Consider the following 14,681-nt stretch of genomic DNA (forward strand, 5'->3'; position numbering starts at 1 on the left):
GACAGCATGCTTAAATTGATGAAATATTTAAAACCATTTATTGTGCTTATTATAAGTGCGGTAATTTTACTTTTTGTACAGGCAATGTGTGATCTGTCACTGCCGGACTACATGTCTGATATCGTAAATACGGGAATACAGCAGGGCGGTATTGAAAATGCTGTGCCAAAAGCAGTGAGAGCAAGTGAAATGAATAAACTCTCCATATTTATGGATAAAAATGCTAAATCAAAAGTTGAAAAAAATTACACACTTGTTGATAAATCAAGTTCAAATTATGATAAATACCTTAAAGATTATCCTGAATTGGAAAATCAGCCAATATATGTTTTGAAAAATGTGGATGAGTCAGAAATTCACAAGATGAATCCTATAATGGGAAAGGCCTTTCTTGCTGTTTCTGGTGTTGAAAAAATGAAAACCTCTGCCAGAAACGGAGTGATAAATTTTAATGGACAGAAGATACCTGCAAAAACTGACTTATTTGCACTATTTTCAAGATTGCCTGAAGGTCAGCGTTCGAAAATAAGCGAAGATATGAATAAAAAATTCACTTCACTGGGTGATAATATGATAACTCAGGCTGCAGCGGGGTCAGTGAAGGCTGAATATGCTGCAGTGGGAATGAATACGGATAAAATTCAAAGCAGATATATTGTTCATATAGGAATAATTATGCTGCTTATTTCCCTGTTGACTGCGGCCTGTACTATTGCAGTGGGACTTCTGGGTGCACGAATTGCTGCCGGATTATCAAAGAACCTTCGTAGAGATTTATTCACCAAGGTGGAGAGTTTTTCAAATGAAGAATTTAATAAATTTTCTACAGCATCATTGATAACCAGAACTACTAATGATATTACTCAAATACAGCTGGTTGTTTTTCTTGCTGTAAGGATGCTCATATACGCTCCTATTTTAGGGGTAGGCGGAGTCCTGAAGGTTCTCAATAAGAGTACATCCATGACCTGGATTATTGCCCTGGCTGTGATAATTCTGCTGGGACTTATCGGCGGCATATTTGCAATTGCTTTTCCAAAGTTTAAAATTGTCCAGAAGCTGGTTGACAAATTGAATCTTATTACACGTGAGAATTTGTCAGGAATGATGGTAGTAAGGGCATTTAATACACAGAAGTTTGAAGAAAAAAGATTTGACAGGGCAAATAAAGATTTAACGGATACCAATTTGTTTATAAATCGTGTGATGTCTGCCATGTTCCCGGCCATGATGCTTATAATGAATGGTGTTACAATACTTATAGTCTGGATTGGCGCACATCAGATTGCAAATTCCAGTATGCAGGTAGGAGACATGATGGCATTTATGCAATATGCAATGCAGATTATATTTGCTTTTCTTATGATGTCTTTTATGTTTATTTTGATACCGAGGGCTTCAGTATCTGCCCAGAGGGTCAATGAAGTTTTAAGAATGGATCCGGTTATTGTAGATCCAAAGAAACCTGTGCATTTTCCTGATAAAGTTAAAGGTGTAGTTGAATTCAAAAATGTTTCTTTCAGATACGATGGTGCAGAAAAGGATGTACTGAAAAATATAAGTTTTAAGGCCCTGCCAGGTAAGACAACTGCTTTTATTGGCTCTACCGGTTCAGGTAAATCAACTCTTGTTAATTTGCTGCCCCGTTTTTATGATGTGACTGAGGGACAAATTCTTGTTGACGGAGTTGATATAAGAAGTGTAACCCAGCATGAGCTGAGGGATTTAATCGGTTATGTGCCTCAGAAGGGGTCATTGTTTAAGGGTACTATTGAATCCAATTTGAAATATGCCAAAGATGATGCATCGGATAGTGATATGGAAGAGGCTGCAAGAATTGCCCAGGCTGAAGAATTTATTGATGAAAAACCGGAAAGATTTAAAAGTGAAATTTCCCAGGGAGGATCAAATGTATCCGGAGGTCAGAAGCAGAGATTGTCAATTGCCCGTGCTCTTGTTAAAAATCCGAAAATCTATGTATTTGATGACAGTTTCTCCGCCCTTGATTTTAAAACTGATTCCGCACTGAGAAAAGCCCTTAAAACCGAAACAGCATCAAGCAACCTTCTCATAGTTGCACAGCGTATTTCTACAATTAAGAATGCTGAACAGATCATAGTGCTTGAAGAGGGAAGCATAGTTGGAATGGGAACCCATGATGAACTTATGGAAAATTGTGAAACTTACAGGGAAATTGCATTATCACAGCTGTCTAAGGAGGAATTGGCATGAGTGAACACAATAATAGACAAAGACCTTCTTTAAGGAGAAACAAGGGGCCAAGGGGTATGATGGCGGTTGGGGAAAAAGCTCATAATTTTAAAGACACAATGAAAAAACTTATGGGTTATTTAAATGTTTATAAAATATCAATTGTAATTGTACTGATTTTTGCCATTGTAAGTACTGTATTTTCCATAGTAGGTCCTAAGATACTGGGAAAAGCCACTACAAAATTATTTGAAGGTGTTATGGCAAAAATATCAGGTACAGGGGGTATAGATTTTACCTATATAGGTAGGATAATTGCATTATTGGCAGTTTTGTATGGAATCAGCGCATTATTTTCATATGTTCAGGGATGGATTATGTCCGGAGTGTCAATGAAAGTAAGTTATAAGTTCAGAAAAGATATTTCAGAAAAAATCAACCGCATGCCCCTGGGATATTTCGACAGAACAAATCATGGAGAAGTGCTGTCACGTGTTACCAATGATGTGGATACTTTAAGCCAGACCCTTAACCAGAGCCTGGGGCAGATTATTACATCAGTTACCATGGTTATTGGAGTGCTGATCATGATGCTTACTATAAGCTGGCAGATGACTCTTGTAGCACTTTGTATAATTCCAGTGTCCATGGGACTTATAATGGTTATTGTGAAACATTCACAAAAATATTTCAAACAGCAGCAGGATTATCTGGGAAATTTGAATGGCCATGTTGAAGAGATGTATGGTGGTCATATTGTAATGAAGGCCTTCAATGGTGAAAAAAACAGCATTGATAAATTTAACAAGATGAATGGAAAGCTCTTTGGATCAGCATGGAAGTCACAGTTTTTATCAGGTATAATGATGCCTATGATGAATTTTGTAGGCAATTTAGGATATGTGGGAATATGTATTTTGGGGGGCTGGCTTGCAGCAAAAAAAACCATTGAAGTTGGTGATATTCAGGCATTTGTTCAATATGTGCGTTCATTTACACAGCCTATTTCACAGATTGCCAATATTTCAAATATACTTCAGCAGACAGCAGCTTCAGCAGAGCGTATTTTTGAATTTCTGGAAGAGAAAGAGGAAGTTCCTGAAACTTGTGATGCTGTAAGACTTGAAAACATACAGGGCCGTGTGGAATTTAAAGATGTTCACTTTGGATATGATCCGGATAAAATCATTATAAATGACTTCTCAGCCTCTGTTGTGCCAGGACAGAGAATTGCCATTGTAGGCCCCACTGGAGCTGGGAAGACTACAATAATCAAGCTTCTCATGCGTTTCTATGATATAAATGCCGGACAGATACTTATAGATGGTCATGAGATAAGAGAATTTACCCGCAGAGACCTGCGTTCAATATTTGGCATGGTTCTTCAGGATGCATGGCTTTATAATGGAAGCATAATGGAAAATATCCGATATGGGCGTCTTGATGCAACTGATGAAGAAGTTGTTGCAGCAGCAAAAGCAGCTCATGTTGACAGCTTTGTTCATACTCTTCCGGAGGGATATAATATGATATTGAATGAAGAAGCTTCAAATGTATCCCAGGGTCAGAAACAGCTGCTCACTATTGCAAGAGCCATACTTGCAAACCCCAGGATACTTATTCTGGATGAAGCTACAAGTTCTGTGGATACCCGTACTGAGCTGCAGATTCAAAAAGCCATGGATAATCTGATGAAAGGGCGTACAAGTTTTATAATTGCCCACCGGCTTTCAACAATTCGTGATGCTGATTTGATACTTGTTATGGATCATGGTGATATTGTGGAACAGGGAAGTCATAATGAACTTCTTAAAAAAGGCGGAGTATATGCCAAACTTTATAACAGCCAATTTGAGGTAGCTTAAATTTTAAAATAAACAGGGTCAAAAATGATTTCAAATTATTTTTGACCCTGTTTATTTTGGATTTATGCATTTTTTTCAATTTAACATACAATATATGCATACCCTTTCAATACAACAAGTAACTATTTTAATAAAAACTTTGACAAAAATATAACTTTGTAATAAAATATGCCTGTATATATTTATAAATTTCTATAATTCCACGTATATATTTAAAATTGATGTATCCGCCAAGGAGAGACAATTATGCATAAATGTATTCTTAATATTCATAATGCGTTGGATAATAAACATATAAAACATAGGGGGCATATAGGTATGAATGCTGAAGAAATCAAAAAATTAAAACAGCTGGTTTGTAAGACAATTGATGACAACTCCGAAAGGATAATAAATTTTTCAAAATCCGTAGAAAAAGAACCGGAGCTGGGATTTAAGGAAAAAAAGACATCCGGGAAAGTAAAAAATATCTTTGATGAAATAGGGCTGGATTATAAAGATGGACTTGCTATCACTGGAGTAAAAGCAAAATTGAAGGACAAGAATCATGGTATAAATGTAGCTGTCCTTGGAGAACTGGATGCAGTCATATGCAGGGGAAATAAGAATACGGATCCTGAAACAGGAGCAGCACATACCTGCGGACATCACTTACAGCTTGGGGCTTTAATTGGTTCAGCCATAGGCTTGAAATTGTCTGGGGTTTCTGAAAAATTAGATGGAAATGTGACTTTTATGGCAGTGCCCTCAGAAGAATGCATTGAATTTGCCTATAGACAAAAACTTATGCAGCAGGGAAAAATTCATTTTTTAGGTGGAAAACAAGAGCTTATATACCAGGGTGAATTTGATGATGTTGATATAGCAATGATGATGCATTCCATGAAAAATTGTCCGGATCCGGCTGTAGTATTGGGAAAGTCCAGCAATGGATTTCTGGCAAAGACAATACAGTATATAGGGAAGGCGGCCCATGCTGCCGAAGCACCGGAACAGGGAGTAAATGCATTAAATGCTGCAGTTATTGGACTTATGGGGGTAAATGCCCTTAGAGAAACCTTTAAAGATGAAGATTATATAAGATTTCATCCTATTATCACAAAAGGCGGGGATGTGGTGAACAGCATTCCGGATGATGTGAGAATTGAAAGCTACGTTCGTGCAAGAACCATAGATGCCATGGTGAAGACAAATGAAAAAGTTGACAGGGCGCTTAAAGCCGGAGGAGATGCAGTGGGTGCAAAAACTGTTATTAAAACTATACCGGGATATCTGCCCCTTGAATGTTGCCAGGAGTTAAGTGATGTATATAGGAATAACTGCAGTGGGCTTTTACCTGAAAATAGTATTTTAGACGGCGGGCATTTTTTTGCTTCTACGGATATGGGTGATGTATCCCAGTTAATACCCAGCATACACCCCTATATAGGAGGGGTCAGCGGAAGTCTTCATGAAAAAGATTTTAATGTGGAGGACTATTATGCAGCTTGTGTACTTCCTGCTAAATTATTTGCAATAACTATAGTGGATTTGCTGGTTGATGGCGCACAAAGAGGAAAAGATGTAGTTAAAAATTTTAGACCTAAATTATCTAAAGATGAGTATTTAAAGGTAGTAAATGGATTCAATAAGGTCACAGAAGGAGAGGGACAATGGTAAAAAAATATATAAAAATTTTCATATTGGCTTTTATATTGGTTGTAATATCTGAGCTTATTGGCGAAAAAAAGATTAAAGTAGGTCCTGGATATCTGGTGTTTTTGCCAATGCTCTTTGCTTTGGTCATGGGATTAATTATAAGTTTACCTAAATTAAAAATGATTTCCAATAAAGAAATGAACTTGTCCAATGAGATTATGGGAATTGCTGTAATATTATTTGTAGCTAAAATAGGTGCCACTATGGGGCCTTCTATTGTCATGCTGGTTGAGTCCGGCTGGGCACTCTGTTTTCAGGAGCTTGGGCATTTCTTTGGAACTGTAATTTTAGGCCTTCCCATTGCTGTTTTACTGGGGCTTGGACGTGAAGCGGTAGGAGCTACTTTTTCAATTGATCGTGAACCCAATATCGCTATTATTTCGGAAAAATATGGCATGGATTCTCCGGAAGGACGTGGAGTCATGGGAATATATATCTGCGGGACATTATTTGGTGCAGCTTATATTGGACTTCTTGCAGGGTATATGGGATCTCTTAAAATATTCAATCCTTTGGCTCTAGCCATGGGTTCAGGCGTAGGATCCGGAAGTATGATGGCGGCGGCTTCAGGTGCCATTGCGGCTGTATTCCCATCAGAGGCCAAGGAGATAGCAAGTTTTTCAGCAGCTTCCAATTTACTGACCTCCATAATTGGAATATATTTTACTTTGTTTGTCTCTTTGCCAGTTGCAAATAAATTATATGACTGGCTGCAGCCTAGGATTGGCAGAAACAGAAAAAAGAGAGGAGAAGCATAAAATGAAAAAATTAGCTCAGGAAACTGTTATTCTGTTGGGAGTCGGAGTAATTGCACTCATTGGAAATACTATAAACGATAAAGTACCTTTAAAAATTGGATTTATTGGAATGGCTATACTGGTGGCCATTACTCTGGCCGGAATCATTATAAAAAAAATTATTCCCCTTAATCTGCCCATGGTATTTTGGGTATCAATAATAGCTGTTTTGGTTACATGTCCCCTTAACCCATATGGTGCATATTTAGATAAACAGTATTTAGATAAAATAAATATGCTTGCCCTCACCACGCCGGTATTGGCTTTTGCAGGTCTGTCACTTGGCAAGGATTTGAAACTTTTCAAGGAATTGAGCTGGAAGATAGTAATTGTGGCCCTTACTGTTTACACTGGAACTTTTGTTTTTGCAACTTTAATTGCACAGATTGTTTTAAAAGCCACTGGAAGAATATAGGATAAGGCAGTAAAGATTTGAAAACTTCCATACAGTATGCAATTAAAACAGAGGAACTTACGGTACAGGTATATTCTCATATGTATGATGGGGTTTCTAAAAAAGATGCCAAAGATATGTTGGCTGTTATAATAGAAGAAAAAAGGGATATGCAGCATATTTTTCAAAATTACTTAAGGAAATGGTGGACTGATTAGGACAATACTTAGAACATGAACTCAAAGAATTGATGTCATAAAACTGAAAACATGAAAATTTTAATGCGTTAAAGAGAATATTAAAATTCTTTATTTAACGCATTTTTTTATAAATTAATTTAGGACAAAGTGGAAACGATTGTATGCCTGCTTGTGCCTAAAAATACATATGATAATATAACCCTTTAAAAATAAATAAATTAATAAAATTTTAATATTACTATTGATAAATTGATTAAAACTTAGTATTATATAAATAAGTTTTTTTAAGACCCCGGGGCAATATATTTTTTATATTCTAACTAGATTTTAATTGAGGAGGTATTTTTTATGAATGCGATAAGTGGATCAGATACCGTATTTGTGCTTATATGTGCAGCTCTGGTATTGTTAATGACCCCAGGATTGGCTTTATTTTATGGTGGTATGGTAAGAGGAAGGAATACTTTAAACAGTACGCTTCATAGTTATTCAGCTATGGCAGTTATATCTATTCAATGGATACTTATAGGATACACCATAGCTTTTGGAACAGATATTGGAGGCTTTATAGGCGGATTTAATTTTGCAGGATTAAAAGGCGTTGGTTTTGCAGCCAACCCGGATTATGCGTCGAATATTCCACAGCAGGCATTTATGTTTTTCCAGATGATGTTTGCACTGATAACGCCGGCACTTATATCAGGAGCAGTTGCAGAGAGAATGAAATTTTTACCCTGGGTTGCATTTGTCATACTTTGGGCAACTTTTGTGTATGATCCTGTTGCACATTGGGTATGGGGAACAGGTGGATGGTTAAAAAGTCTCGGAGCGCTGGATTTTGCAGGTGGTAATGTGGTTCACATAAGTTCAGGTGTATCAGCCCTTGTCCTTGCCATTATGCTTGGTAAAAGGAAAAATGTTGGCAAGCCCAGCAACCTGCCAATTACCTGTCTTGGAGTTGGAATACTGTGGTTTGGATGGTTTGGTTTTAATGCAGGAAGTGCGCTTGGAATAAGCAGTGTGACATTAACCGCTTTTATAACTACCAATACTTCTGCAGCAGCTGCTGCTGTAAGCTGGAGCATTTGTGAATATATAAATAGAAAGAAAATAACTTCTCTTGGAGTTGGAAGTGGTGTACTTGCAGGCCTTGTAGCTATAACTCCAGGAGCAGGTTTTGTAAGTCCTTTAGCTTCAATAATTATTGGATTTATAGGCGGAGTTATCTGTTATGTTTCTGTTACTTTTGCAAAATCCAAATTTGGATATGATGATGCTCTTGATGCTTTCGGATGCCATGGTGTTGGCGGAATGTGGGGAGGAATTGCAACTGGAATATTTGCATGGAAAGGCATAAATGCAGCTGGTGCAAATGGACTAATACATGGAGAACCAAAACTGGTCTTAATTCAGCTTATAGCTATTGTATCCACTATAGTTTACTCCGCAGTAGTCACATTTGTCATAGTTAAAATAATCAATGCTGTAAGTAAAATAAGGGTAAGTGAAAAAGTTGAAGATTTGGGAATCGATGTTGCGGAACATGGTGAACAAGGTTATGGAGGATTAAACAGCTGAATTTTTTATTTTAAAGTGGTTGATTCTTTTAATTGGAATATTATAAAATTATACCATAACAATATATATTAAGGGAGGTAAAATGTAATGGCTGACAAACTTAGTAGAGTTGATATTATTACTTCCAGTGGAAAACTGGATGAATTGAAAAAGGCTCTGGGGGATATTGGCATTGCGGGAATGACGGTTACCAATGTGCTTGGGTGCGGAATGCAGAAAGGGCATAAGGAATATTATCGCGGCCTTACCATGGATATAAATTTAGTACCGAAAATAAAAATTGAAATAATAGTTTGTGAAGTACCTGTAGGACTTGTGGTAGAAACTGCCAAAAAAGTTCTCCACACAGGTGAAATGGGTGATGGTAAAATATTTGTCTATAATGTAGAAAACGTCATACGTATAAGTACGGGCGATGAAGGAAAGGCAGCTCTCCAATATGGTGATAAAAACAAATAAAAAGGTAAGGACGCTGGATTTTATCCGGTGTCTTTATTATATTTAGAACAATCTGGGACAGATTAGGGTCTGGCTCCTGCCTGTCTGAATTGTTCACTGATTACTGTCAATTCTTATCTGCACCTTAATTGTCCGGAATTTTTAAACTTTAATAAATTGTATATTGTAATAAATGTCACCTTTGATACAATATATATAATATTATGGTTTATTGTAATTAAATGAAGGGGGTATACATGTATGAATATAGATAGATGTATTAAGGAAGTGGAGATAGACAGCAGAGTTGTTGCCAGAGCTTGTAGAATTCCTTATTTTCCGCTGGTTGTGGAAAGCATAGATGGATCTACCGTAAAAGATATAGATGGCAATGAGTATATAGATTTACTGTCCAGTGCCGGTTGTATAAATGTAGGTGGGGGAAACGAACAGATTAAAAAATCAATAAGTGAACAGGTGAATAAATTTGTACACTATACTTCTGCCTATTTATATAATAAACCTATGATTGATCTGGCTGAAAAACTTGTGAAAATTACACCGGGAAAATTCCCCAAGAGAGTTGCATTTGGGCTTTCAGGTTCGGATGCCAATGACGGAGCCATTAAATTTGCAAGGGCCTATACCGGAAGAAGTTCCATAATTACTTTTATTGGGGCATATCATGGAGCTACATACGGGTCTATGTCCATGTCTGCCATTACCACTAAAATGAGAAGAAAAATGGGACCTTTTTTACCTGGAGTTTACAGTTTCACATATCCCAATTGTTATAGATGTGACTATGATAAAAAGGAATGCTGCTGTAATCTTGAATGTCTTCACCAGATTGAAATTGCCTTTGACAGTTATTTACCTGCAGATGAAGTAGCGGCAGTGGTAATTGAGCCCCTTCAAGGAGACGGCGGGATTATTGTCCCTCCTGGAAAATATATGGAGAAACTCCGTGAAATGTGTGCTAAAAATAATATTTTGTTCATAAGTGAAGAAGTTCAGCAGGGATTTGGACGCACTGGCAAGTGGTTTGGCATTGACAATTTTAATTTGATTCCGGATGTAGTGATTTTGGGGAAATCTATTGCCGATGGAATGCCGTTGAGTGCAGTTGTGGGAAAAGAGGACATAATGCAGAGTCTTGATCCTCCTGCCCATGCATTTACTACAGCTGCCAATCCTGTATGCTGCTGTGCTGCATTGAGTACCATTGACATAATCTCTCAGCACGGATTTTTAGCACAGGTAAATGATACGGGTAATTTTATCAGGGACTATTTAAATAATTTAAAAGACAAGTATCATATTATAGGTGATGTAAGAGGACTTGGAATGTCTGTAGGAGTGGAACTTGTAAAGGACAGAACCAAAAAAGAAAAGAATACAGAAGCAGCTTTAAAAATATGCTATAGATGTTATGAAAAAGGGGTGCTGCTTGTAACTTTAAATGGCAATGTGCTCAGGATTCAACCGCCTCTTATTATTACAAAAGATGAAATATCCAGGGCGCTGGAGATTATAAAATCTTCTATTGAGGATTATTTGCAGGGAAATATATCTGATGATGTATTGAATTTTATAAAAGGATGGTAATGAAGAAGAATTTATCCAGCGGTACAGTGCTGCTTATCATACTGAATTTTGAGGGATATAGTTGGGAGCGGCAGGTATGGTAGGATTGATTGCATTATCTGTGCCGGACTGCTGCAGGAGGCAGCTGAAAGTAAAAAGCCTGCTTGTTATATGCAGGCTCCTGTTTTTCAGACACTGATTTTTATCTTTCAAAAAAAATAGTTGCTGGTTTCCTTTTAGGAGGTTTTTGCTGTGGGGCATTGGGGTAGCCAGCTATCATTGTACTTACCAGTTCATAGGAATCAGGAACATTGTGTTTTGCTTTGAACTCCGGAGTATTGCATATATGTTCTGCAAATCCAATCCAGCAGGTACCAAGCCCAAATTCACTGGCGGCAAGCATGATATTACCGGCTGCCAGTGAACAGTCATAAATATACCAGTGAGAAAGGGTATTACCGTAAATCACTATTACACAGGGAGCACCGTAAAAAACACTGAAGTTTTCATCTTTCAGCCAGCTTTCATATTGCTTGAAATAAGGGTAATCCGTAATGTTTTCCAACAGATATTTTTTTATTTCATCCGACAGGGATTTTATTTCACTTTTATTCCGTATAATTACAAATCCCCAGGGCTGACCGTAGGAACCTGTGGCAGCTTTTGTTCCAAGTGTAATCAGTTCATGAATTGTATTTGAATCCACTTCTTTGTCTGTAAAGGATCTTGCACTTCTTCTTGTGTTTATTTTTTCAATTATATTCATAAGATGGCTCCTTTCCATAATATAAAATATTCCTTTTATATTGAATAATACTTAAATATGAAACTATTGTCAACTATTTAATTTAGACGATAAAAGAGGTAAAAAAGGACAAACAATCGGATATACAATGGGTAAATGCAATATTGATAATAGTCAGAAAATGCAAAGGCCCCTTGTATTGTTCATAATTCAGAAGAGTTATTTAAAAAAATTATTTTCTCATGGCAGATAATCTGAGATCAATGTATATTGACATAAAGAAAATTCAAAATTATAATAAAATTAGATTAACTAGTTAATATAAAAATTGTTGTTGTGTGTTTGATTATGAAGTGAAAGTACATGGTATTTAAGAGGAGGTGGCAGTTTAGTGAAAAACACGTATGCAGTCAAAGGCAACATTATTTTTACTAAAACCTTTGGCAGGTTTGAGGTGTTTGAGAATGGATATGTTATTGTTGAGGAAAGGAATGTTAAAGGGGTGTATCATTATATCCCTGAAGAATTCAGAGGCATAAAAGTTGTAGATTATGGAGATTCAATTATAATCCCGGGATTTGTTGATCTGCATCTGCATGCCTCTCAGTATGGAAATTTAGGGCTAGGGCTTGATAGGGAACTGATGCCCTGGCTGCAGGCATATACTTTCCCTGAAGAAGCAAAATATTCCGATACCAATTATGCAAAAAAAGTATACTCAGCTTTAATAAGGGAATTATGGCGGTTTGGTACTACCAGATCCTGCATTTTTGCAACTATGCATAAGGATTCTACAAAACTGTTGATGGATTTATTTGCTGAGTCGGGATTATCGGCATATGTGGGAAAGGTAAATATGGATAGAAATTCTCCTGAATATTTAATGGAAACTGAGGAAAATTCAATTGCCGACACGGAAGAAATATTAAAAGAGTATTCAGATAAATATGAACTGGTAAAGCCGATAATTACACCAAGATTTGTTCCAAGCTGCAGTTTTGAGCTGTTAAAAAGCCTGGGAAATCTGGCAAGGGAATATAATGCTCCCGTACAATCCCATTTATGTGAAAATCACGATGAAATCGGTTTTGTAAAGGAATTACACCCTGAGTACAATAATTATGCAAGTGTATATGACGGAGCCGGACTTTTTGGAGATGTGCCCACAGTTATGGCCCATTGTGTTTTGGTGGATGAAGCTGAAATTGAATTAATGAGAAAAAAGAATATTTTTATTGCACACTGTCCTAGTTCAAATTGCAATCTGTCAAGTGGTATTGCCCCTGTTAGAAGGCTTGCTGCAAGAGATATTCCTGTGGGACTTGGAAGTGATATAGCTGCTGGACATAGTTTGTCTATGATGGATGTAATCGTAAACAGCGCTCAGGTATCTAATTTGAAATGGCTTCAAAGCGATAGAGTAGACAAACCTCTTGATACTGCAGAGTTGTTTTATATGGCAACTAAGGGAGGAGGAAAATTTTTTGGAAAAGTAGGAAGCTTTGAAAGAGAATATGAATTTGATGCTCTTGTTATTGATGATAGTAGTTTGTCTATATTCAAACCATTATCTATAGAAGAAAGATTGCAGAAGTTTATTTACACAGGGGATGACAGAAATATAAAAGTCAGGTATGTAAGTGGTAAAAAGATAGAACAACCCATATGTTATTGATTTTAAATATAATTTTGGCAGGGGGAATTTTAGATGGAAAGTAAGATTAAAAAAGAATCTTTTCTTGAGTCATTTTTTAAGCTGAAGGAAAACAATACAAATGTTAAAACGGAAATCATTGCAGGAATTACTACTTTTATTACAATGGCCTATATAATATTTGTCAATCCAAGTGTTCTCAGAATAGCAGGCATGAATTCAGCTAATGTAGTGGGGGATGCAGCTTCAAAATTTAATGTAGGCAGTGATCCTGTTGTATCCGCTGTATTTGTTGCTACCTGTCTGGCTGCCGCCATTGGAACTTTTATAATGGGATTTTATGCTAATCTGCCTTTTGCACAGGCTCCGGGAATGGGACTCAATGCATTTTTCACATATACCGTATGTCTTACCCTGGGATTTACATGGCGTCAGGCACTGGCTGCAGTATTAACTTCAGGTATTTTATTTATAATTATTACCGTGACCTCTATACGGGAAAAAATTGTTGATGCCATACCTCAGAATTTAAAATATGCTATGTCTGCAGGTGTAGGTCTTTTTATTGCACTTATCGGATTAAAAAGCGGCGGAATAATAGTTGCAAATAAATCAACCCTTGTGGGTTTTGGAAATTTTGCATCACCAGGGACCCTGCTTACCATAATAGGGGTTTTGATAATTGGTGTGCTTATGGCAAGGAATGTGAAAGGATCTATTTTACTTGGCATTGTTATAACCACTATTATAGGTATTCCATTTAAGATCACTTCACTTCAAAATCTGCATGTTTTTAGTGCACCGCCTTCACTGGCACCTACTTTTGCGTCGTTTGACTTTGCAGGACTCCTCACAAAAGGCGGCACTACTGTGGCGGGTGCAATCATGAGTTTTGTCATGGTTGTAATAACCATTTGTCTGGTTGATCTTTTTGATACTATAGGTACTCTTGTGGGAACTGCTACAAAAGCTGGAATGATAGATGAAAATGGAAAAGTAATCAGAATGAAGAAAGCCCTTATCTGCGATGCAATAGCTACAACCGCAGGTTCATTTCTTGGAACGAGTACTGTGGGAACTTATGTGGAATCCACTGCTGGTGTTACAGAAGGAGGAAGAACTGGTCTTACAGCTGTTACAGTAGGTGTGATGTTTTTGCTTTCCTTGTTTTTTTCAGGGCTTGTAGGTGTAGTTCCTGCACAGGCCACGGCACCCGCACTTATTATAGTGGGAGCTTTGATGATGGGAGTAATCAGAAATATAGATTTTGATGATTTTACAGAAGCATTACCTTGCTTCTTTGCTATTTCATTAATGGCTTTCAGTTATAGCATAGCAAATGGAATTGCAGTTGCCATGATTGTTTATCCCGTGGTAAAAATAGCTACCGGCAGGTACAAGGAATTGAATCCAATAGTGTATATACTTGGGGCATTGTTTATTCTGAGATTTATAATGCTGCCATTTGAGTAATTAATATATATAAAACATATGTAATGATTTAGAGGGAATAA

At 37.0% G+C, this 14,681-nt stretch carries 12 protein-coding genes; 11 read left to right on the forward strand and 1 reads right to left on the reverse strand.

Features of this window, described 5'->3' with window-relative positions; genetic code table 11:
- The first annotated feature begins 6 nt into the window (after positions 1 to 6).
- The 9 genes from ACYUJ6_RS02265 to ACYUJ6_RS02305 all read left to right on the forward strand — a co-directional run bounded on the left by ACYUJ6_RS02265 (position 7) and on the right by ACYUJ6_RS02305 (position 10,789).
- Complete coding sequence (locus ACYUJ6_RS02265; RefSeq protein WP_461844261.1) at positions 7 to 2,232, forward strand: ABC transporter ATP-binding protein; 2,226 nt, start codon at positions 7 to 9, stop codon at positions 2,230 to 2,232.
- A gap of 56 nt (positions 2,233 to 2,288) precedes the next feature.
- Complete coding sequence (locus ACYUJ6_RS02270; protein WP_461845414.1) at positions 2,289 to 4,076, forward strand: ABC transporter ATP-binding protein; 1,788 nt, start codon at positions 2,289 to 2,291, stop codon at positions 4,074 to 4,076.
- A 318-nt stretch (positions 4,077 to 4,394) separates the two neighbouring features.
- On the forward strand, positions 4,395 to 5,735 hold the full coding sequence (locus ACYUJ6_RS02275) for a peptidase dimerization domain-containing protein (RefSeq protein ID WP_461844262.1): 1,341 nt from the start codon (positions 4,395 to 4,397) through the stop codon (positions 5,733 to 5,735).
- Positions 5,729 to 6,532 (forward strand): DUF3100 domain-containing protein, encoded by an 804-nt coding sequence (locus ACYUJ6_RS02280; RefSeq protein WP_461844263.1) that lies wholly within the window; start codon positions 5,729 to 5,731, stop codon positions 6,530 to 6,532. The genes ACYUJ6_RS02275 and ACYUJ6_RS02280 overlap by 7 nt, the downstream gene beginning before the upstream one ends.
- A 1-nt stretch (position 6,533) precedes the next feature.
- Entirely contained in the window at positions 6,534 to 6,986 is a 453-nt protein-coding gene (locus ACYUJ6_RS02285; RefSeq protein WP_461844264.1) for a hypothetical protein, read from the forward strand.
- A gap of 17 nt (positions 6,987 to 7,003) precedes the next feature.
- Positions 7,004 to 7,183: a hypothetical protein gene (locus ACYUJ6_RS02290; protein WP_461844265.1), complete on the forward strand. Its 180-nt coding sequence runs from the start codon at positions 7,004 to 7,006 to the stop codon at positions 7,181 to 7,183.
- 330 nt (positions 7,184 to 7,513) lie between these two features.
- Positions 7,514 to 8,743, forward strand: a complete 1,230-nt coding sequence (locus ACYUJ6_RS02295; RefSeq protein ID WP_461844266.1) for an ammonium transporter — start codon at positions 7,514 to 7,516, stop codon at positions 8,741 to 8,743.
- An 87-nt stretch (positions 8,744 to 8,830) separates the two neighbouring features.
- Positions 8,831 to 9,202: a P-II family nitrogen regulator gene (locus ACYUJ6_RS02300; protein WP_461844267.1), complete on the forward strand. Its 372-nt coding sequence runs from the start codon at positions 8,831 to 8,833 to the stop codon at positions 9,200 to 9,202.
- 240 nt (positions 9,203 to 9,442) lie between these two features.
- Positions 9,443 to 10,789, forward strand: coding sequence for an aspartate aminotransferase family protein (locus ACYUJ6_RS02305; protein WP_461844268.1), 1,347 nt, complete (start codon positions 9,443 to 9,445; stop codon positions 10,787 to 10,789).
- Positions 10,790 to 10,970: 181 nt separating this feature from the next.
- Here ACYUJ6_RS02305 and ACYUJ6_RS02310 read toward each other — a convergent pair whose 3' ends face one another.
- Entirely contained in the window at positions 10,971 to 11,534 is a 564-nt protein-coding gene (locus ACYUJ6_RS02310; RefSeq protein ID WP_461844269.1) for a nitroreductase, read from the reverse strand.
- A 370-nt stretch (positions 11,535 to 11,904) separates the two neighbouring features.
- Here ACYUJ6_RS02310 and guaD point away from each other — a divergent pair, with 370 nt between their 5' ends.
- Both guaD and ACYUJ6_RS02320 read left to right on the forward strand, forming a co-directional pair.
- Positions 11,905 to 13,188 carry a guanine deaminase gene (gene guaD, locus ACYUJ6_RS02315; RefSeq protein ID WP_461844270.1) on the forward strand — a complete coding sequence of 428 codons (1,284 nt, stop codon included), beginning with the start codon at positions 11,905 to 11,907 and terminating at the stop codon, positions 13,186 to 13,188.
- Positions 13,189 to 13,221: 33 nt separating this feature from the next.
- Complete coding sequence (locus ACYUJ6_RS02320) at positions 13,222 to 14,640, forward strand: NCS2 family permease (RefSeq protein WP_461844271.1); 1,419 nt, start codon at positions 13,222 to 13,224, stop codon at positions 14,638 to 14,640.
- The last annotated feature ends 41 nt before the right edge of the window (positions 14,641 to 14,681 follow it).

The organism is Clostridium sp. JNZ X4-2 (assembly GCF_054889485.1).

Coding starts and splice junctions, on each gene's coding strand:
- ACYUJ6_RS02270 (WP_461845414.1), top strand. CDS start 2,289: ATGATGGCGGTTGGGGAAAAAGCTCATAATTTTAAAGACACAATGAAA.
- ACYUJ6_RS02280 (WP_461844263.1), top strand. CDS start 5,729: ATGGTAAAAAAATATATAAAAATTTTCATATTGGCTTTTATATTGGTT.
- ACYUJ6_RS02265 (WP_461844261.1), top strand. CDS start 7: ATGCTTAAATTGATGAAATATTTAAAACCATTTATTGTGCTTATTATA.
- ACYUJ6_RS02310 (WP_461844269.1), bottom strand. CDS start 11,534: ATGAATATAATTGAAAAAATAAACACAAGAAGAAGTGCAAGATCCTTT.
- ACYUJ6_RS02300 (WP_461844267.1), top strand. CDS start 8,831: ATGGCTGACAAACTTAGTAGAGTTGATATTATTACTTCCAGTGGAAAA.
- ACYUJ6_RS02320 (WP_461844271.1), top strand. CDS start 13,222: ATGGAAAGTAAGATTAAAAAAGAATCTTTTCTTGAGTCATTTTTTAAG.
- ACYUJ6_RS02295 (WP_461844266.1), top strand. CDS start 7,514: ATGAATGCGATAAGTGGATCAGATACCGTATTTGTGCTTATATGTGCA.
- ACYUJ6_RS02285 (WP_461844264.1), top strand. CDS start 6,534: ATGAAAAAATTAGCTCAGGAAACTGTTATTCTGTTGGGAGTCGGAGTA.
- ACYUJ6_RS02305 (WP_461844268.1), top strand. CDS start 9,443: ATGAATATAGATAGATGTATTAAGGAAGTGGAGATAGACAGCAGAGTT.
- ACYUJ6_RS02275 (WP_461844262.1), top strand. CDS start 4,395: ATGAATGCTGAAGAAATCAAAAAATTAAAACAGCTGGTTTGTAAGACA.